Source organism: Spirosoma fluviale (genome assembly GCF_900230225.1).
Classification (GTDB): domain Bacteria; phylum Bacteroidota; class Bacteroidia; order Cytophagales; family Spirosomataceae; genus Spirosoma; species Spirosoma fluviale.
Genome location: NZ_OCNH01000001.1, coordinates 1,340,905 through 1,359,472 on the forward strand (window position 1 = coordinate 1,340,905; position 18,568 = coordinate 1,359,472).

At 50.2% G+C, this 18,568-nt stretch carries 16 protein-coding genes; 9 read left to right on the forward strand and 7 right to left on the reverse strand.

The features are described 5' to 3' along the window. Positions 1-64: 64 nt before the first annotated feature. The 3 genes from CRO74_RS05555 to CRO74_RS05565 all read left to right on the forward strand — a co-directional run bounded on the left by CRO74_RS05555 (position 65) and on the right by CRO74_RS05565 (position 3,482). Positions 65-1,006: a 1-aminocyclopropane-1-carboxylate deaminase/D-cysteine desulfhydrase gene (locus tag CRO74_RS05555; RefSeq protein ID WP_097124999.1), complete on the forward strand. Its 942-nt coding sequence runs from the start codon at positions 65-67 to the stop codon at positions 1,004-1,006. 75 nt (positions 1,007-1,081) lie between these two features. Next, positions 1,082-2,356 carry an acyl-CoA dehydrogenase family protein gene (locus CRO74_RS05560; RefSeq protein WP_097125000.1) on the forward strand — a complete coding sequence of 425 codons (1,275 nt, stop codon included), beginning with the start codon at positions 1,082-1,084 and terminating at the stop codon, positions 2,354-2,356. A 52-nt stretch (positions 2,357-2,408) separates the two neighbouring features. Further along, on the forward strand, positions 2,409-3,482 hold the full coding sequence (locus CRO74_RS05565; protein ID WP_097125001.1) for a phosphotransferase family protein: 1,074 nt from the start codon (positions 2,409-2,411) through the stop codon (positions 3,480-3,482). Here the strand turns inward: CRO74_RS05565 and CRO74_RS05570 are convergent. Together CRO74_RS05570 and CRO74_RS05575 are read right to left on the reverse strand one after the other, a co-directional pair. Beyond that, entirely contained in the window at positions 3,460-4,434 is a 975-nt protein-coding gene (locus tag CRO74_RS05570; RefSeq protein ID WP_097125002.1) for an L-threonylcarbamoyladenylate synthase, read from the reverse strand. The genes CRO74_RS05565 and CRO74_RS05570 overlap by 23 nt on opposite strands. A 103-nt stretch (positions 4,435-4,537) precedes the next feature. Continuing rightward, positions 4,538-5,005, reverse strand: coding sequence for an FKBP-type peptidyl-prolyl cis-trans isomerase (locus CRO74_RS05575; RefSeq protein WP_097125003.1), 468 nt, complete (start codon positions 5,003-5,005; stop codon positions 4,538-4,540). Positions 5,006-5,164: 159 nt separating this feature from the next. Here CRO74_RS05575 and CRO74_RS32190 point away from each other — a divergent pair, with 159 nt between their 5' ends. The 4 genes from CRO74_RS32190 (at position 5,165) to CRO74_RS05590 (ending at position 9,994) form a co-directional block, all read left to right on the forward strand. Next, the gene (locus tag CRO74_RS32190; protein ID WP_262508204.1) at positions 5,165-5,290 is read left to right on the forward strand and encodes a hypothetical protein; all 126 of its coding nucleotides are present in this window, start codon (positions 5,165-5,167) and stop codon (positions 5,288-5,290) included. A gap of 157 nt (positions 5,291-5,447) precedes the next feature. Further along, positions 5,448-7,853, forward strand: a complete 2,406-nt coding sequence (locus CRO74_RS05580) for a T9SS type B sorting domain-containing protein (protein WP_097125004.1) — start codon at positions 5,448-5,450, stop codon at positions 7,851-7,853. Between the two features lie 143 nt (positions 7,854-7,996). Further along, a complete protein-coding gene (locus CRO74_RS05585) occupies positions 7,997-8,575 on the forward strand; it encodes a fasciclin domain-containing protein (protein WP_097125005.1) in 579 nt (192 codons plus the stop codon). Between the two features lie 204 nt (positions 8,576-8,779). Next, entirely contained in the window at positions 8,780-9,994 is a 1,215-nt protein-coding gene (locus CRO74_RS05590) for a L,D-transpeptidase family protein (RefSeq protein WP_097125006.1), read from the forward strand. Here CRO74_RS05590 and CRO74_RS05595 read toward each other — a convergent pair. Continuing rightward, positions 9,964-10,725, reverse strand: a complete 762-nt coding sequence (locus tag CRO74_RS05595) for a murein L,D-transpeptidase catalytic domain family protein (protein ID WP_394341879.1) — start codon at positions 10,723-10,725, stop codon at positions 9,964-9,966. The genes CRO74_RS05590 and CRO74_RS05595 overlap by 31 nt on opposite strands. A 68-nt stretch (positions 10,726-10,793) precedes the next feature. Here CRO74_RS05595 and CRO74_RS05600 point away from each other — a divergent pair, with 68 nt between their 5' ends. Further along, entirely contained in the window at positions 10,794-11,534 is a 741-nt protein-coding gene (locus tag CRO74_RS05600; protein WP_097125008.1) for an EcsC family protein, read from the forward strand. A 92-nt stretch (positions 11,535-11,626) separates the two neighbouring features. On the opposite strand, the gene CRO74_RS05605 is transcribed toward CRO74_RS05600, so the two are convergent. After that, complete coding sequence (locus tag CRO74_RS05605) at positions 11,627-13,519, reverse strand: YgiQ family radical SAM protein (RefSeq protein ID WP_097125009.1); 1,893 nt, start codon at positions 13,517-13,519, stop codon at positions 11,627-11,629. A 182-nt stretch (positions 13,520-13,701) separates the two neighbouring features. Between CRO74_RS05605 and CRO74_RS05610 the strand changes: the two genes are divergently transcribed. Beyond that, complete coding sequence (locus tag CRO74_RS05610; protein WP_097125010.1) at positions 13,702-15,060, forward strand: carbohydrate-binding protein; 1,359 nt, start codon at positions 13,702-13,704, stop codon at positions 15,058-15,060. 57 nt (positions 15,061-15,117) lie between these two features. On the opposite strand, the gene CRO74_RS05615 is transcribed toward CRO74_RS05610, so the two are convergent. The 3 genes from CRO74_RS05615 to CRO74_RS05625 all read right to left on the reverse strand — a co-directional run bounded on the left by CRO74_RS05615 (position 15,118) and on the right by CRO74_RS05625 (position 18,552). Beyond that, positions 15,118-16,218: a serine hydrolase domain-containing protein gene (locus tag CRO74_RS05615; RefSeq protein WP_097125011.1), complete on the reverse strand. Its 1,101-nt coding sequence runs from the start codon at positions 16,216-16,218 to the stop codon at positions 15,118-15,120. A gap of 134 nt (positions 16,219-16,352) precedes the next feature. Then, positions 16,353-17,639: an Hsp70 family protein gene (locus CRO74_RS05620; protein ID WP_097125012.1), complete on the reverse strand. Its 1,287-nt coding sequence runs from the start codon at positions 17,637-17,639 to the stop codon at positions 16,353-16,355. Between the two features lie 241 nt (positions 17,640-17,880). After that, positions 17,881-18,552 carry a porin family protein gene (locus tag CRO74_RS05625; protein WP_097125013.1) on the reverse strand — a complete coding sequence of 224 codons (672 nt, stop codon included), beginning with the start codon at positions 18,550-18,552 and terminating at the stop codon, positions 17,881-17,883. Positions 18,553-18,568 lie beyond the last annotated feature (16 nt).

Genomic DNA, 18,568 nt, shown 5'->3' on the forward strand with positions numbered 1-18,568 from the left:
TAAAAAAACCTGTTCCCTCTTAAAAAGGCCATAGGTTTGTAATGAATCGTCAAAAATACGGAATATGGACGAACTTGCCCGGAAACTAGCCAATTTGGCAGGTAACTCGCCACTTAAATTAATTGAAGACCCTTTTCCCGAACCGGTACCCATCTGCTTATTCCTAAAGCGGGATGACCTGTTGCATCCACTGGTATCGGGGAATAAGTGGCGTAAGCTCAAGTACAACCTGCTGGCGGCCCGCAAACAGCAGTTGGATACGTTGCTGACGTTTGGCGGGGCGTATTCCAACCATCTCTACGCGACGGCGGCCGCCGGACAGGTATTTGGTTTCCGAACAATTGGTGTTGTGCGGGGCGACGAACTCGCCGGGAAACCATTAAATACTACCCTGGCTTTTTGCCATACATGCGGCATGCAGCTTCATTTCGTTAGCCGGAATGACTACCGACGTAAGGAAGACGCTGATTTTCAGGATGAGCTAAAAGCCAGATTTGGCCCCCTTTACCTGTTGCCCGAAGGTGGAACGAATGACCTGGCCATTCAGGGAACCGCAGAAATCATCCCCGAAATTATAAACGAGCTCGGTTACGTGCCCGATTTTGTCTGCTGCCCGGTGGGTACGGGCGGAACGGTAGCCGGACTGGTAAGATCCGCTCCCGAAGAGACAAGTGTGTTAGGGTTTATGGTATTAAAAGTACCCGATAGCCTCTGGCTGTCGGAGTTGTTTCCACCGACAGCCAGAGGCTGTCGGGTACCTGATTATCACTTCGGTGGATACGCAAAGACAACCCCTGAACTGTTGAATTTCATCAGAACTTTCGAGCAAAAAACAGGCATACGTCTGGAGCAGGTTTATACCGGCAAGATGCTTTACGGGATTTATGACCTCGCCCGGCAAGGCTATTTTCCCGAAGGAGCCTCCGTCGTGGCGGTTCATACCGGTGGTTTGCAGGGCAGGAGTAGCGAACTGGATTTGGGGCAAAGCAGCGAGAGAAGTAATTGACAATCGCTATCAGTTGAAAGAAGTGCTACTTTAGCAATTATTAATACCATAATTTGCCCGAAGGCAAAACCAACTATGGATACTATTTTCACTACGGAGCGCGTCAGATCCTTGCTGGTTCGGGTACGCGACTTTGTCGAAACCGAGCTTGTTCCCCTCGAAGACGGCTTTTCGCACCAGAACCTCGGTGCTATTCTGCCCGTTCTCGACCAGAAACGGCAACAGGTGAAAGCTGCCGGTTTATGGGGATTGCATTTGTCTAAAGAGGAGGGCGGACACGGGCTGACCCTTTGTGAGTTTGGACAGATCAGCGAAGCCCTCGCCCATGCGCCGTTCTTCGGGCATTACGTGTTTGGCTGTCAGGCACCCGACATCGGCAACACGGAATTGCTGCACAAATTCGCATCCGACGAACTGAAAGAACGTTATCTGAAGCCATTGATGGCGGGTGAGATCCGTTCCTGTTTCTCCATGACCGAACCCGAATTTGCGGGCTCAAATCCTACGCGTATGGCAACCCTGGCCGTGCGGGAGGGCGACGAGTACGTCATTAACGGGCGGAAATGGTTTACGTCGTCGGCCGATGGAGCGGCTTTTGCTGTGGTGATGGCGGTCACAAATCCCGATGCCGCCCCTCACCAGCGGGCTAGCATGATCATTGTTCCGACAGACACACCGGGTTTCAACATCGAGCGGAACATTCCCGTTTTTGGCGAAGCGGGCGAAGGCTGGTTCAGTCATGCCGAAGTCACGTACACGAATTGCCGGGTGCCGCTGTCAAACGTCATTGCGGGCGAAGGAATGGGTTTTCGACTGGCACAGGAGCGGCTGGGACCGGGGCGTGTTCACCACTGCATGCGCTGGATCGGAAATGCCGAAAAAGCCCTTGACCTGCTATGCAAACGGGCCGTTACTCGCGAAATAGAGGACGGGGTAATGCTCGGCGAAAAGCAGTTCATTCAGGATTTTATCGCTGAAAGCCGGGCCGAAATTGACGCCAGTCGCCTGTATGTGCTCAACACAGCGCATATGATTGATACAGTAGGCGTAAGTAATGTGCGTGATGCTGTGTCAGCCATCAAGTTCTACGTGGCGAACGCGTTTCTGCGGGTACTTGACCGGGCCATTCAGGTACATGGGGCTCTTGGCGTTACGGACGATACCGTGCTGTCGGCTATGTATCGGCACGAGCGGGGTGCCCGGATCTGGGACGGGGCCGATGAGGTGCATAAGCAGAATCTGGCCATCAACATCCTGAAAACCTATGGTCTGGATGTTAAAAAGAAAGCCCGTGAACTGCGCCAGTTTCGGCAGATGATGGAAGCTGAGCGAATGCATTCTGATGTGTGATTTTGGAAGGAGGGTATATATTTTTAAGAGAACTTTAGTTACTTAACCGTAGATGATCAGCCCTGATTTGCCCCGTTCGATTCGTTCGGGTGAAGAACTTGATTTGCCAAAGTTGAACGCGTTTCTTCAGGCCAATGCGCCGGAAGTGAGCGCCGTGCTTGACATCCGCCAGTTTTCGGGTGGATTCTCTAATCTGACGTACTTACTCCAAACCGAAAGTCAGGAATTTGTGCTGCGTCGGCCACCATTTGGGGCTACTATTAAAGGGGGACACGACATGGGGCGGGAGTTTCGGGTCTTGTCGCTTTTGCAGGGTCATTACAGTAAAATACCCCGCCCCGTGATTTATGACGAAACCGCCGACGTGCTGGGCGCACCGTTCTATATAATGACCCGGATAACTGGAGTGATTTTGCGGGCGTCGATGGCCCCAACGCTCAATCTGGCTCCCGAGCGCATGGGGCAACTATCCGAAGCGCTGGTTGATAACCTCGTCGCCATCCATGCTCTTGACATAAACACCACCGGCCTAAGCCAGCTGGGAAAGCCTGAAGGCTACGTGCAACGACAGGTAGAAGGATGGATAAAGCGATACCAAAACGCCGAAACCGATAAAATTCCGGCGATGGACAGTACGGGTAACTGGCTTCTTCAAAACTACCCCACCGAACAGGCCCCGGCCTTTTTACACAACGATTACAAATTCGACAACGTCCTCTTCGCTGCCGATGAAGCCACGGGAGAACCGTTGCCGGTTATTAAAGGCGTGTTGGACTGGGAGATGGCAACCATTGGCGATCCACTCATGGATTTGGGCGCTACCCTGGCCTACTGGTCGGAAGCGGGAGATAGCCCGGCCTACAAAAATTTCAACCTGACCTGGCTTCCGGGTAATCTAACCCGCCAGGAAGTGGTGCGTCGATACGCCGGGAAAAGCGGCCGCGATTTGAGCAATATTCTTTTTTATTACGTATTCGGGCTTTATAAAAATGCCGTGATTGCTCAGCAGATTTACGCTCGCTGGAAACAGGGACATAGTCAGGATGCGCGTTTTGGCCACCTGTTACCCATGATTATTGAACTGGCAACAAAGGCCGAAACGTCTATTGAAACGGGGTTGCTGTAGTGGCCGGTACACTGGCCCGGCGCAGTCGGTCATTCATTGCCCAGCCTAAGCCAGCATTAGGCAGGGGTTCAGCATAGATGACATCAATGGCGAGGGTATCTAATTCCCGTAGATAAGCAAAGAGGTTTTTTGCTGCTTCGTTAAGATCACCTGTAGATGAAAGAACACGTTGATTTCTAGCCTGAATACCGCCAAACGGCTCCCGAAACGCCAGAGCCCCGACGCGTTCGCCCGGTTGGGGGCTCGTTCCCGGTGCTAAAAGTATGAGTGGTTTTCGGGGGGCATAATGGCTGCTCAGCATGCCCGGTGCCTGTGGGTTCGATGTTGAGTGCGTACGTACCGAAACGGAACCGATAACGGCCTCAATCTGGTCCAGTGCCATACCACCCAGCCGAAACACGGTAGGTATGTTTTCCTCAAACCCAATAATTGTCGACTCAATACCGACTCCCGCTGGTCCGCCATCCAGAATATACGGCACCTGATCGCCTAACTGATCGGCTACGTGCTGGGCCGTAGTGGGGCTTATGTAGCCAAAGGGGTTGGCACTTGGTGCCGCCAGTGGAAAATCAAGCGAACGCAGAAGATCGAGGGTAAGGGGATGATTCGGAATGCGAACGGCAACCGTAGAAAGGCCAGACGTGACGAGGTCCGGAATAAGGCTCTGTTTTGGCAAAAGCAGAGTTAACGGACCAGGCCAGAATGCTTCGGCTAGTTTTTGGGCTAGCGCGGGGATGTCAGTAACGAACCGACTAAGCTTACTAATTGAATCTGTATGAACAATGAGCGGATCGAAAGACGGGCGGTTCTTAACCTGAAATATTCGTAAAACAGCGTCCGTATTGAGGGCGTTACCCGCTAATCCGTAAACCGTTTCGGTAGGAATTCCTACCACATTTCCCGCTTCAAGAAATTCCTTCGCTTTGCCCCTGTCAGTTCCTATTTGTGCCATGATTTCGTGGCGCAAAGATAGGTAGAAATTATAGCGCGGGAGAAATCCCGCGCAGCCTTAAAACAATTGATTTAGCTACGTGGGATTTCTCTTACATCAGAGATTAATGATGCCCGCCGGGACCGTGCACGTGTCCGTGCGACAGTTCGTCCTGGGTAGCGTCACGAACTTCAACAACTTCAACATCGAAATGAAGGCTCTGATCGGCTAATGGGTGGTTGGCATCAACCGTAACGGTTTCCGGGCCAACATTGGTCACGGTAATGACCTGCCCGTCGTTTGCTTCAAACTGCATGCCCACTTCAATAGGCTGCCCGCCAAACGCCCGAAGAGGAACTTCTTCTACCAGTTGAGGATCACGTTTGCCGTATCCTTTTTCCGGAGCAACATCCAATTTCAGTTTATCGCCGGTTACGCGGCCTTCCAGCCCTTCTTCCATGCCGGGAATCAGGTTGTTAGCTCCGTGGAGATAATACAATGGGTCGCGCCCCTCGCTCGAATCCAGTATAGTACCGTTGCTATCACGCAGAGTATAATGGATAGCGGCTACTTTGTCTTTTGTAATATTCATGATTGGTTTTGCCGTATGTTAGTTTTTCTTTGATAACAAACGAAGGGGCAAAGTTGCTTTATTAGACGCTAATAAATGTAATAATCCTCTTTTTTTGCCCTAATTTATCCGCTCAAGTTCAAGTGGTTGATGGGCCATAGAAATTACTAACTTTACTTTATGAACGAGCGATTTAAATTTTGGCTCAAACGTCTTGGCTGGGGTGGGTTCTTTTTCTTCCTCATCAAAGGACTCTTATGGCTGCTGATTCCATACCTTATTGCAAAAGGTGTATTATCTAAATAGAGCGTTAACTAATTGTTTCGTTTTTATAACTCTTGTTTCGCTTAAAACCATTCAATAAATAGAATTAGGTGGCCTCACGCAAAATGTCAGTAACGCGTTGTATATTCAGTATCATAGTATATAGACTGAATATATCTGACAAACTTTTACTGGCGTTATGCAGGTGGGTAGAAAGGGCAGTCCACGTTGGTTACCAACGGGAATCGTGTTGGCCGGTTGCGTTTTGCTACTGGCGTCCATTGGCGTTCGGGCTACACACATCATTGGCGGAGACGTAAGTATGCGGGCAATGGGTACTACACCCGGCCTTTTCAGGATTCAGTTAAATCAGTATTGGGACGAGACCAAAACAAGCTCCGGCAATCGGGATCAGTCAGTTACGCTGCTGATTTATCGCAAGCGAAACCCAATTCTTATCGAGCGAATTACGCTCCGACTTCAGGAAACGATTCCCCTTACATTTAACAATGCGGCCTGCGCTGCACTGCGTCAACTGAGTTTTACACAAGCCAAGTATTACATTACCTATCAGTTCGATGTAACGAAGTATACTGATCCAGATGGTTATTATATGGTGTGGGAGCGGTGTTGCCGGAACGATAACCTCACCAATGTGAACAGCGGTGTGTTGGCGGGCGTTGCGATGGTCTTTTACCTGGAATTTCCGCCCATGACGAAAAATGGTGTGAGATTTACGAACTCGGCACCGGATTTTCGGGTGCCTAATGGGGATTATATCTGTATCAACAAACCCTTTACGTTTGATGCAGGCGCTACCGATGCCGATGGTGATCAACTAAAATACTCGCTCGTTACCCCACTGAATGGCTATACAACCCGTGACATACCCATAAGTTATGATGAGTCGCCGAGGGCCAGTTATCCAACTATACCCTGGCGAACAGGGTATAGCTTAACCAATATCATTCCGGGTAATCCGCCTTTGAACATCAATCCGACCACGGGTCAGTTAACGGTGCGGGCTAATCAGGAAGGACTTTATCTATTTGCGGTTCAGTGCGAAGAGTACCGTAATGGTGTGCTTATTGGCGTTATTCGTCGGGATTTTCAACTGCCGGTAGTTGACTGCTCAAAAAATACGCCCCCTCCGGCCGTTGTCATGGCAAATGGGGCTCCCGCAACCGACTTAAGCTGGTGCGCTACAAAACCGCTGGTACTCACTGTCGAAAAGAATACCACCTGGGCGTATCAATGGCAAAAAGATGGTGCCAATCTGCGGGGTGCAACGATGGATACCCTTAGGATAACCGAATCGGGGGTGTATACTGTGGTAAAGAGCCAGGCGAAAGTGTGTGCAAATGATACAATGTCGCAGGCAGTAAAGGTCACACTCACTAAAACCTCACCGATCAAGTTAACCATAACGTCCCCAGCTCCCTATTGCGCAGGAGACACATTGACCATACAAGCGGAGGAACAACCCGGCATTCAGTACCAGTGGCGTCGGGATGGTAAGTCGGTAACGGGGGCTAAGCCAGCACTAAGGGTTTATGAATCAGGTACCTATCAGGTAATGACCAAATCGACGACAGCAGCCTGTGATGGTCTGGATAGTATAAAGGTGACGATAAATGCACGGCCTACCGCCCAGATAAACGCATCGTCACCAAAACTCTGCCCGGACTCCTCCGTTCAGTTAACGGCTACCAGTTCAGATGGATATCGGTATATCTGGCAGCAAAACGGAGCTACTTTACCGGATACGTCGCGTTTACTACAGGCACGTCAGGCAGGCCTGTACCAGGTTACCGTCACGTCGCCAATGGGTTGTACTACCCTATCCAACGCGATTTCAATAGGTCAGTTTGACCGGCCGACGGTTCAACTTGATTCGCTGCCACCGGTCTGCTTCACCACCGCAACGGCTCTTCCGCTACAGGGACAACCCGCCGGGGGTGTTTATGTGGGTGTTGGTGTTCAGGGAAATCGTTTCGATCCGACTGTTGCGGGGGTGGGCAGGCACAAACTTTCCTATACCATTACATCTCTTGACGGGTGCAAGGCCTCCGCTAATCGGTGGGCCGTTGTAACGGCAGCTCCCGGTATTTCGGGTGCTTCCAGGTATGGCATTGCAAAAGGGGCCACGGTTCAGCTGTTGACGCAGAGTGATCAACCCATCAGACAATACCGGTGGGAACCCCCAACGGCACTAAGCCGAACCGATATAGCCAGCCCGGAAGCCAGCCCGGTCGAGACGACACCATATCAGTTAACAGTAGTTGGTGAGGGAGGGTGCGTGGCTACATTCGCCACCCTTGTTGAAGTAATTGAACCGCTTTATATTCCATCCGCTTTTTCGCCCAACGCCGATGGGATAAATGACCGCTGGATAATTCCCAACATTAACTCCTTTCCGCAAGCCGAAGTATTTATTTACAATCGCTGGGGTGAGTTAATTTTTTATTCGAAAGGGTACGAACAACCGTGGGATGGTACGTACCAGGAGGAAATCGTGAAAACTGGTACATACACCTACCAAATCCGGACGGGATCGGGACCCTTAGCCAATACATACAGGGGGCAGTTAACCGTAATTCATTAATTGATTTTGTCCCTTTCGCTCAGTTTGTTGACTCTCTGGACAATTTTAGCTGGCGTATTGACCGTTTAATCAACAAATCGGGGCGTTTGCCTCGGGCTTGTTGGTTAAACGAGTCGGTTGTTTCATTTTTCAACTAAATCCAGATGAACAGGAAATCATATTTTGGCTGGGCGATGGCCGCTGCCTTTTTTGCGGGTACCTATGTACCTGTTCTGGCGCAGAGCCAGAATGCGGCAGCACAAACAAACACAACGACCACGACAATAAAGTCAGGTAACTCAACCGGCAAAGATCTGGCGATCAGTGCCGCTAAATCAGCCAATCATACCATTCTATTCCGTGCTCTGCGCGTATCAGGACTTACGGAGCAAGCCAGTGGAAAAGGGCCATACACGGTGTTCGCGCCAACTAATGAAGCCTTTGAAAAGTTACCGGCTGGTACGATGGACGAGTTCTGGAAGCCAGCTGGCAAGTCGAAGCTGACAAAATTACTGGCCTACCATGTTGTAAAAGGAAAATTCACCGCCGATCAATTGCAGGATGGGCAGAAACTCAAAACCGTAACGGGTGGTACCTTAACGGTGGGTAAACAAGGCGATAGCATAACCATTACCGATGGGGGAGGCAATACGGCCACAATCAATCAGGCGGATGTTGAAGCGACCAACGGTATTGTTCATTCAATCGATACGATCCTGATGCCGACCCCGGCAGGACAGTAAGCAAATTGCTGGCAGTAAATAACACCAGCCTCTAATCACGAAACGCGGTGCCCTGACCTAAAGCCGGGGCACCGCGTTTCGTTTAATTTCAGTACCTGTTTTCGGCAGGTAGTCAGTCAGGTGAAAATCGAGCCTGGCGGATATATTTACAACCATCAATGCGTTTACGGTGTTATATAGGGTAAACACACTGAACAAATAAACATGGATACACGAGGAAGAAAGATTGGAATTATCGTAGCAGTGGTAGCGGGTCTGGTCATTCTTTTCTTTGTTGGGCGTTATTTTATCACGAACAAAACCGAAAAGTCGAACCAGGCTAAAATCGAGAAAGAAAAAGAAGATTTATCCGAAAAAGAAACCCGGCAGCTGGCTCAATCGCTGCATGAGGCCTGTATATATGCGGCTTCCGTTGGTATTGACACCAGTCGGTATGCAACCGTTGCGGATGCTGATCAGAATAAAGCCAAACTGACAAATATGCTCCTTGAGTTACGGTATGGTAAAAAGCCTTCCCGCCTGGAGTTCAACGGCTTAAAGGAGTCCGTCGATTCACTCTGGGCAACCAAAGCCAATCCAAGTGAACTAACTACATTGGCGACTTTCGGGCCGTACAAACAATTGGCGGCACATTACAGCCGGTTACAGAAATCGGGGGCGACAAATAATCCGGGCATGGCCGATTCATTACGGCTGATTCGGCAAACGCTCAACTTTTACCGGTACATTAACCGCTTCGACCCAGACCAGTTTGTGCTGGTTAACATTCCGGCGGGTGAATTGAACGTATTTGACCGAACGGGTAAACGGCTGTTGCCTATGCAGGTGATTTCCGGTAAACCCGACAAAATGACCCCTTGCATGGTCACTTATATTCAGGATATTGTGATGTACCCGTACTGGAATGTGCCTCAGAATATCGCACTGGATGAGATGTTGCCCCGTATGAAACGGGATCTGTCCTATATCTACAACCAGAACCTGCAAATTCTGGACGCTAAAAATAAGGAAGTCGACCCGGAAGAAATTGACTGGGATGCGCTATCCGAAACAAACTTTCCCTACCGCGTTCGGCAGGCGTCCGGTTGCGAGAACTCGCTTGGGTTGCTGAAGTTCAATCTGGCCAACCCGTTGGCTATTTACCTGCACGACACCAACAGTCGCGACTTATTCAAAAGCACCAAAGATCATTGGCGGAGTCACGGCTGTGTTCGGGTTCAAAAACCGGTCGAACTGGCAAATCTGATATTAGGTACCAAAACTTTCGATGCTGACTTTATGAACAAGTGCCTGATCGACCAGAAGCCAACGACGTTGCCAACGAAGAAATTTCCGGTATTCATCGCCTATAACGTGGCTGATGTAGATGCTGCCGGCAAGCTACGTTTTTATAATGATGTGTACTCGTTGGATAAATAAGCCGACTGCTTCAGGTAGTCGGGATTCGGGGAGTAAACGAACAGGCAGGAGCCACCTTTAACGGCCTGAATAATACCTTTTGATTCCGCGTAGGGCACAGCCGGACAACCCTGGCTGCGGCCCAACCGGCCTGTTTTACGGATGATATCCTCACAGACATAATCGGCCCCGTGGAGCACGATGTTTCGGTTGTAGACATTGTCGTTAAAGCCCTTTTCCAGTCCTTTCAATTGAAGCGAAAGGCCATGTTTACCCATGTACGTATTGAGCGTCTGGTAAAAGCCAAGACTGCTCTGGAAAGAAGACTCGGTGTTGGAAAACCGGTTTGCCATCAGCTCCCCTGAGTTGCGTCCGTGGGAAACGTACGTGTTAAAAAGTAGTTTCTTATTGAACAAGTCGACAACATACAGACGTTTGTGAGTCGACGGCTGACTCAAGTCAACAATCGTCAGCATGGATTTTGCTGTGTCTATTTTTTGCCAACCCCGCAGCGCATATTCAAAAACGCTTTTCTTTAAGCCGACTTTGCTTAGATTTAGCTGGTCGTACACGTCGAGGTGAGCTATTGATTTGCCACCTTTAGCGTCTGCAACTGGCGTTGCCTTGGCGGGAGGGTTCGGTATGCTTTTGAGTCCGGTGCCAGCAAAATAAACGAATACCAGTACAACCATGACCAAAAGGACACTCATCATACCTACAAACTTACGATGTCGGGATTTATGAGAACGCATACAGATTCAACAAGCTTATGGCAGTTTTGATTCGATGAAGATACCACTTTTTGCCAAATATAGGTAACATGAATCCTTATGAACAAGCCGTCGAAACAGAATTGATTCGCTGGCAACAGGCTATGCAGAAGCCCCCTACAACATTTGGGAGGCTCTCAACGTCCTTACAACGCCGTATAAATCGAATTATCCCCGACCGGATCCATGCGATTATAACAGCCACAATAAAGCAGATGACACGGGCCGTTTTGTTTGGGGCGGAATTCCTGAATCGGGCACCGGTGCAGGGGCAAACCCTGACCCAACGCGATGCCGCTGTGGCTCGACGGATTGAGTTTTACAAGAAGACAAGTGCGGCCGAGGGCGGGGTAACGGGTGCGGGTGGTATTCTGCTTGGGCTGGCGGACTTCCCGATATTACTTAGCCTGAAAATGAAAATGCTGTTTGAAGTAGCCAGTTTATACGGCTTTTCGGTGAGTGATTATCGGGAGCGGGTATTTATTCTGTACGTCTTTCAACTAGCATTTTCCAGTCAGGAACGTCGGCAGTTGGTTTATCAGCACATCGCCAACTGGGAGCAGCACAGCCGTGAGTTACCCGAAGATATCAATCAGTTCGACTGGCTCACCTTCCAGCAGGAGTACCGGGATTATATTGACCTCGCCAAGATGGCGCAGTTGATACCTGGCATTGGAGCCGCCGTGGGTATTGTAGTCAACTATCGGCTTATGAACCAACTTGGCCGGACGGCCATGAATGCGTACCGGATGCGGTTGATGAGTAAACCCGACCGTCTCGGTCGGGGGTAAATAAATGTATTGAACACAGAGACGCAGAGAACACAGAAGGTAAATAGTAAAAAAAACTCTGTGTTCTCCGCGTCTCTGTGTTCAACGAATTCTTATCGTTTCTTGCCCTTATAATTACCCGTAAACTTCGGAACGCCGGAGCTTTCTTTTTTGGGACTACCCAGTAAACGTTCCGCCAAATCCGGACGTTTGAGCTGGTTAAGCCGATTCCGAATCCAGTTTTTGTATTCGGGTTTGTACCAGAAAAAATAGTTGTTCTGTGCCTGTTTTTCCTCCCGGGTCTTGGCCGTTTTAACCGGCTTAAGGGTATAGGGATGGACACCAGAGTAGTAGATTACCTCAGCTACCGTCATGGGGGTTGGCGTGAAGTCCTGAACCTGTTCGAGCTGGAAACCCAGGTCTTTTGTCTCAGCCGCCAGATTGGCCATGTCCTGCTCCTCACAGCCGGGATGCGACGAAATAAAGTATGGAATCAGGGGTTGTTTAAGGTTGTACTTCTCCTGAATCTTATCGTATTTCTGTTTGAACAGCTTAAAATACTTGAATGACGGCTTCCGCATCACCCGAAGCGTATCGTCGGCCGTGTGTTCGGGTGCCACTTTCAATCGACCCGATACGTGGCGCGTGACTAACTGCTCCATGTATTCATCGTGGTTGCCGTCGCTGTTGTTTTTATTGAAATCATCGACCAGCAAATCGTACCGTACGCCTGAACCCACAAAAGCTTTCTTTATTTTGGGGTTGGCGTCTACTTTGCGATACAACTCCGTCATGGGTTTGTGCGATGTATCGAGGTTCGAGCAGATGACCGGGTGAATACAACTCGGGCTCTGGCAACGGGCGCAGATCGACTCATCTTTGCCCTTCATTTTGTACATGTTGGCCGATGGTCCGCCTAAATCCGAAATGTACCCTTTAAATTCAGGGTGCTTCGTGATTTCGTCGACCTCTTTCAATACCGACGCTTCGCTCCGCGAGGCAACGAACTTGCCCTGGTGGGCGGAAATGGTACAGAAACTACACCCGCCGAAACAGCCCCGGTGCATATTGACCGAGAACTTGATCATATCATAAGCCGGAATCGGCCCACGCTTTTTGTATTTCGGGTGGGGGAGACGTGTGTACGGCAAATCGAAGGATTTATCGATTTCGGCCTCTTCCATCGTTTTGAACGGCGGGTTGATGACCAGTATCTGATCGCCCACACGTTGCAGAATCCGGTTGGCCTGCCATTTGTTCGACTCAACTTCTACAATCTTGAAGTTGGCCGCGTATTTGATTTTATCTTCCAGGCATACTTCGTGACTCGCCAGTTCGACGGAACTCCATTCGTTGTACTCGCGTAGTTCCGTATTGGCGTCGTGCATGAATGCCACCTGGTTGATGTTGCGCATCGACGAGAATGGCACATTCTGCCGGGCCAGTCTCAGTATTTCACGCAGGGGTTGTTCGCCCATACCGTACACCAGCATATCTGCTCCGGCATCGACCAGAATGGACGGCATCAGCCGATCCTGCCAATAGTCGTAGTGCGTAACCCGGCGCAGCGAAGCTTCAATACCGCCCAGCAGCACGGGTACATCTGGATACAGTTCTTTCAGGATTTTGGTATACACGATGGTGGCATAGTCGGGCCGGAAGCCCGCTTCACCACCGGGGGTGTACGAATCATTGGAGCGCAGACGTTTGTTGGCCGTGTAGTGATTGACCATGGAGTCCATGCAACCGGCCGTCACACCAAAGAAATACTTCGGCTTACCAAACTTCTTGAAGTCGCGCAGGTCGTCTTTCCAGTTGGGCTGAGCAATAATGGCAACACGAAATCCTTCGCTCTCCATAATGCGGCCGATCACAGCGGTGCCGAAAGCTGGGTGATCGACGTAGGCATCGCCTGATACAAGCACGATGTCGACTTCATCCCAGCCTCTTTTCTCGACTTCTTTCATCGTCAGAGGCAACCAGTCTGTAAGGGGTCTTTCAATCATGAGTTCGTGAAATTTGTACCTAAAAAACACCAAATTCCCGAAATGATTCACGAAGGAGATAGGAATCGTGCGTTCTTCCGTGATGAATAACGGGACTCAGTTGAAATAGTAGGCCTGAGGTATAGGGCTTCGCCTTTTTTGCTATTTTTGAACGATAACCATCTCAACTTATCTCAACGTTCGTGATCGAATCGCCTACTCCTGAGCCGTCGTTCCTGCCTGACCAGGAGGAAAAGTTACGTGAACTGACCACCCAGAGCTGGAATCTTGAACTGGTTATTTCGGGGGCCGCCTTGTTTGCCATCCTGCAACTGCCCGAGCTGCTCGATCAGGTTTTCGATTATTTACGGTTTAACTTCATGAGCCAGACGACGGGTTTGCAGGCCATTTTGCCCTCGTTGGCTTACAGTATGATGAAGGCAATCGGCTACGTACTGTTTATGGCGTTCCTGACCAACTTCGTAATGCGGGCGTTCTGGGTGGGGCTGGTGGGTTTGCTGGCCGTGTACCCATCCGGTATCCACTACGACCGAATCCCGTTTACAACGCCTTTCGCACAAAAGAAAATGGCCGATGACATGGGGCCGCTCGACCGCTATATTCTGCGACTCGATCAGCGGTGCAACATCGTTTTTGCGGTAGCGTTTCTGTTTGTATTAATTCTGATTGTTGTAGCGTTCTCGTATCTGCTCATCCTGCTGGTTTATTCGGTACTACGGCCTTTCCTGTCGTCCGAAGTCTGGCAACAGGTCAAGATTGGAGCCGGTGTACTGTTTGGCCTCTATGTGCTGGCCGGCATTGTGTTAAGTCTGCCAAAAGTGAGGGCAAATCCAAGCGGCATTGTCTGGCATTACCGGCTCGTGACCGTCAGTAAACTGATGTACTGGGGGATGCACAAACCCTTTCTCTTTATTATCAATACCTTTTACAGCCATCTGCCGTATCAAAAAATACTGCGTACGGTACTGGTAATGATGGTTGTCTTCATTGGGTTGCTTTTGGTTGAGTATTCGTCTGACCTTGCCCGTACCGATCGGCGGGTGTCGACCTTCAACCGACGCCATCTCTACACGGCCCGTGTCGATAGTCTATTTGTCAACCCGACCGCCTACGATAACCAACTTGCCGAAGGTGCCTATGTCGATGTAGCCGCTATTCAGGCTGATGTGATCCGGGAGCCTTTCATCCGGCTGTATATCGCCTATCCAAAAGCGTTGGATACGTTACTGACCCGACTGGCTCCCGAACCCACCTGGAACGACACTCTACTCCGAACCGAAAAACGTCGACTTATCGCCGAGTGGAGCTGCCAGCAGACCAACCGACTGATGCGTATTTCGGTCAATGACTCCCTATACGCTAACCCGGACCTGCTCTTTACGCGACGCGGCTCTCAGGAACAGCGTGGCTGGCAAACGGTACTCATTCCGACTAATCTTAAAATGGGCAAGAACACCCTTCGAATCACCATACAGGCCGACTCCCTCGCCAAACCCGAAGAACTGATGACCATTCCGTTCTGGTATGTGCCGGAAAACTGAGGTGTGAAGAAGTATGATCACTTTTCTGAGTTCTCACTTTTTTCGAGCCTTTTTATACTACTTATACCCTAGGAAACCTACCGTCGATGTACTGAATCCCATGAATTGCCGGGTCATCGTATCGATCAGGCTTAAGCCGTTGGTCGAATTAGTGAAGTAGACAACGGCCTCCCGGCGCTTGCGATTGGCTACCATATAGCATTTGTACGTGTCATTGTCGCCCCAATGCCAGAAATAATCGGCGGCAGGTGTGCGCTCAAGCCCAACCCCCAACCCCCAACTGAGGGTTGGCGACAACGTTTCGCCACCCGAAAATCTGGTTGGCAGTTGTCCCTGCGAGGTCAGCATCTGGTCGATGGTACTGATTTTGACTCCCTTCGAGGTTAGAATGGCAAGTATGAATCGGGCGTAATCGTCGGCAGTGGTTTGCAGTGAATAAGCGGCATTTGCCAGGCTGGATTTGTATTTTGGTTCGGGCTCTCCATCCTGATTATGCGGCAGGGAGAAGTTAGCGTCGAAAGCTGGGTTCCAGATGTAGCTGCTCCGGGTCATTTGCAGGGGCTTGAACACCAGTTCTGTCATAAGTGTATTCAGCGGTTTGCCCGTAATTTTCTCCACAACTTTTTGCAGGTACACATACCCTTCGCCCGAGTAGCCAAATCGTTCGCCGGGGGGCGCTACCATTGCCAGTTTGGGTGACCTTCGGTTTTTGCGCCAGTTGGGAAAACCTGTTCGATGGCTTAGCACCAGTCGGGCAGTTATTTTTTTATACCGGTCATCGCTGGCAACATCCGGGTAGGGCAGGTACTCGAACAGGGGTTTGTCGAGGTCAAGTAACTCCTGTTCCACCAACTGTAATACGGCGTACGCGAACACCGGTTTGCTGAGAGAAGCCGCATCGAAAATGGTTTCGGAGGTGACCCGCTGGGTTGAGTCTGACTTGGTAAGTCCGTATCCCTGGCGATAGTGAAGGGCACCGTTCCGTATGATGGCAATGGATAACCCCGGCACGTGCGCGCTATCCATAAGTCGTCTGACAAACTGGTCAATCTCGCGGTTCGATTCATCGGCCGGTACCCGTTGTGCGCTGGCGGAGAGCGTGATCAGCCAAATAACGACCAGCCAAAGGCAATGAAGAGAATGTAACAGACATGTCATGGCAATGCGTTTCAGGAAAAGAGGCAGATTGGCTAAACCTGTTGCATAAAGCTAATCAGGTCGAGCTTATTTATCAACCGTTCTGGTATTATCCTCTTTCCAGCCCTGGCATTTTGTCCATGCGGACGTCACAATTAACGTGTTACCAGCTTTGATTGAGCACTGTTTCCAAATTTGTACTGGCTGTCGTAGGCCAGACCCAGACCAACGCTGGAAAGTTTGTTTTCGTCGGCGATGGCCGCTTTGGGAAAGAGCCGTCTGAATTCGGTCTGGATTGACTTCACTTCGGTGGAACCACCCGTCAAAATGACCAAATTGATGTCATCATTGTTGACACCCGCCAGTTGAATACATTCTCTGGCCGAAAGGGATATTTTCTCTACCTCGTCGGCAATGGCGTCTTCAAATAAAGAACGCTGAACCGGTATAACGAAGCCGCTCTCAATAAAATCTAAAGGGGCTTTATGCTCATGCTCGGCTGTGAGGGCAATCTTGGTCCCTTCGGCGGCCGACAGTAAGGTATGGCCGGTTTCGTCTTCGAGCACTTGCAGCAGCCGCCGATACCGTGTTTTATCGTGCGACTGGTGGAGCAACTGCCGAACCTGCTGGATAACTTTCGGCGTGTACAGAAAGTTAACCTTACTCCATTCTGCCAGGTCATGGAAGGGTTTTAGAGGAACCTCCAGACGCTTGTCGCCGTAGGTGCTTCGGTAGCCTATTTCGGGCATGAGAGCTGCCAGACTCAACTCTTTGTCAAAGTCATTGCCCCCCACCCGAATTCCGGTATTGGCCAGAATATCCTGCGAGCGGTCGGCTTTGTGGATGTATTTGTTTGACAGCTTTATAACCGTAAAATCCGACGTTCCACCCCCCAAATCGGCGACTATGGCCAGTTTTTCGCTGGTAAGTTGGGCTTCGTGGGCAAAAGCGGCTGCAATAGGCTCAAACTGAAATTCGATGTTTTTGAATCCAATGCGTTGCGCAATGGCGTGTAGTTCGGCTTGCGCCTGTATGTCGGCTTGTGGGTTATTATCGACAAAGTGAACGGGGCGGCCCATCACAACATTCTCGATTTCCTGATCAGTGACCGCATCGGCTTTGTCCTTTATGTGCTTTAGAAAAGAAGTAATGATGGTGGAGAAGTTCATGGATGCGCCATTGACCAGCGTTCCCTGCTTCATGAGCGGTGTTCCCAATACCCGCTTCAAACTCCGCATAAACCGGCCGTCCTGCCGATCGAGGAACATGTTGATGGCTAACCGGCCATAAACCGCTTTATTATCGACACGCTTAAAGAAAATTGCGCTGGGTATGGTAACCTGCGCCTGCTCAACCGGCACCAGGCTGATGTTGCCGTCGTTGGTAATGGCAATACTTGAATTGGACGTGCCAAAGTCTATTCCGCAAGAAATGTTTGTCATTCGTAGCTGCCTTAATTATCGACGCGCGTTGGGTTTTTAATAGTCTGAAAAGACATAAAGTAACCGATAGGCAGGCCGTTTACTGAATAAAAGGGCGCAAAGCTACACTTAAAACGGTTTGCTTGTTGTAAAAGCGTGTTTTTAAACACTACTATGTAGTACCGACCGTCGATGCGTCGAACCGTCCCGGTCGGGCGAAAACTGTCTGGCTAAACACCCGACCGGAATGGTAAGCACTACATTAAAACGTGTAGGCTAACTGTGTCAACAGGCTCACCTCAAAGGAAGAATTATAGGCACTGGCTCCACCAAGTTGCCCGAATTTATACGTCCATATGGGTTGGGCCATCACCGTATACCGCTTGTTGATCTGGTATTGTCCGCCGACGCCCAAAAGGAGGTGGAGAATAGGGCGGGTGCTCGTTTCCAGTTTCAGATACTGCGTCGATTGCCCCGTCCGGTTAACCACAACGCGCGAGGGCAGGGGAACGTCTGTCAGCAGACCGAACGAAAAGTAAGGCGACAACGGCTTTGTCGATGATGCGTAGTTCAGGAGTAACGGAACACGAATGGCCCGGTTGTGAATGCTCGTGGTACCGTCTCCGGCAGTCGTTGGCCGAGCCTGACGGGTGGTTAACTGCTGAAACATAATGCCGGACGAAACAGACCAGCCGGGTACATACTCGTAAAGGACAGATACGCCCGCTGAATACCCAGTAGCCCAGCGGATTCCATTTACGTAGACCGGTTCCACAATTTGGCCGTCGCTGTTTGGATAGTAGTACCGATGTATGTAATTCGTATGGGAAAGGGTAGGAGTAACGGTCGCCGAAATGGACAGTTTTCGCTGGCCCATGCACAGGGCCGTTGGTAACCAGACGAGCGTTAACAGAAAGAGAAGGTTTCGGCTCATAACGTAGATGCCATTT

Bases quoted from the DNA above. Each gene is read 5' to 3' on its own strand.
- CRO74_RS05555 (WP_097124999.1), top strand. From the start codon at position 65: ATGGACGAACTTGCCCGGAAACTAGCCAATTTGGCAGGTAACTCGCCA.
- CRO74_RS05560 (WP_097125000.1), top strand. From the start codon at position 1,082: ATGGATACTATTTTCACTACGGAGCGCGTCAGATCCTTGCTGGTTCGG.
- CRO74_RS05565 (WP_097125001.1), top strand. From the start codon at position 2,409: ATGATCAGCCCTGATTTGCCCCGTTCGATTCGTTCGGGTGAAGAACTT.
- CRO74_RS05570 (WP_097125002.1), bottom strand. From the start codon at position 4,434: ATGGCACAAATAGGAACTGACAGGGGCAAAGCGAAGGAATTTCTTGAA.
- CRO74_RS05575 (WP_097125003.1), bottom strand. From the start codon at position 5,005: ATGAATATTACAAAAGACAAAGTAGCCGCTATCCATTATACTCTGCGT.
- CRO74_RS32190 (WP_262508204.1), top strand. From the start codon at position 5,165: ATGAACGAGCGATTTAAATTTTGGCTCAAACGTCTTGGCTGGGGTGGG.
- CRO74_RS05580 (WP_097125004.1), top strand. From the start codon at position 5,448: ATGCAGGTGGGTAGAAAGGGCAGTCCACGTTGGTTACCAACGGGAATC.
- CRO74_RS05585 (WP_097125005.1), top strand. From the start codon at position 7,997: ATGAACAGGAAATCATATTTTGGCTGGGCGATGGCCGCTGCCTTTTTT.
- CRO74_RS05590 (WP_097125006.1), top strand. From the start codon at position 8,780: ATGGATACACGAGGAAGAAAGATTGGAATTATCGTAGCAGTGGTAGCG.
- CRO74_RS05595 (WP_394341879.1), bottom strand. From the start codon at position 10,725: ATGCGTTCTCATAAATCCCGACATCGTAAGTTTGTAGGTATGATGAGT.
- CRO74_RS05600 (WP_097125008.1), top strand. From the start codon at position 10,794: ATGAATCCTTATGAACAAGCCGTCGAAACAGAATTGATTCGCTGGCAA.
- CRO74_RS05605 (WP_097125009.1), bottom strand. From the start codon at position 13,519: ATGATTGAAAGACCCCTTACAGACTGGTTGCCTCTGACGATGAAAGAA.
- CRO74_RS05615 (WP_097125011.1), bottom strand. From the start codon at position 16,218: ATGACATGTCTGTTACATTCTCTTCATTGCCTTTGGCTGGTCGTTATT.
- CRO74_RS05620 (WP_097125012.1), bottom strand. From the start codon at position 17,639: ATGACAAACATTTCTTGCGGAATAGACTTTGGCACGTCCAATTCAAGT.
- CRO74_RS05625 (WP_097125013.1), bottom strand. From the start codon at position 18,552: ATGAGCCGAAACCTTCTCTTTCTGTTAACGCTCGTCTGGTTACCAACG.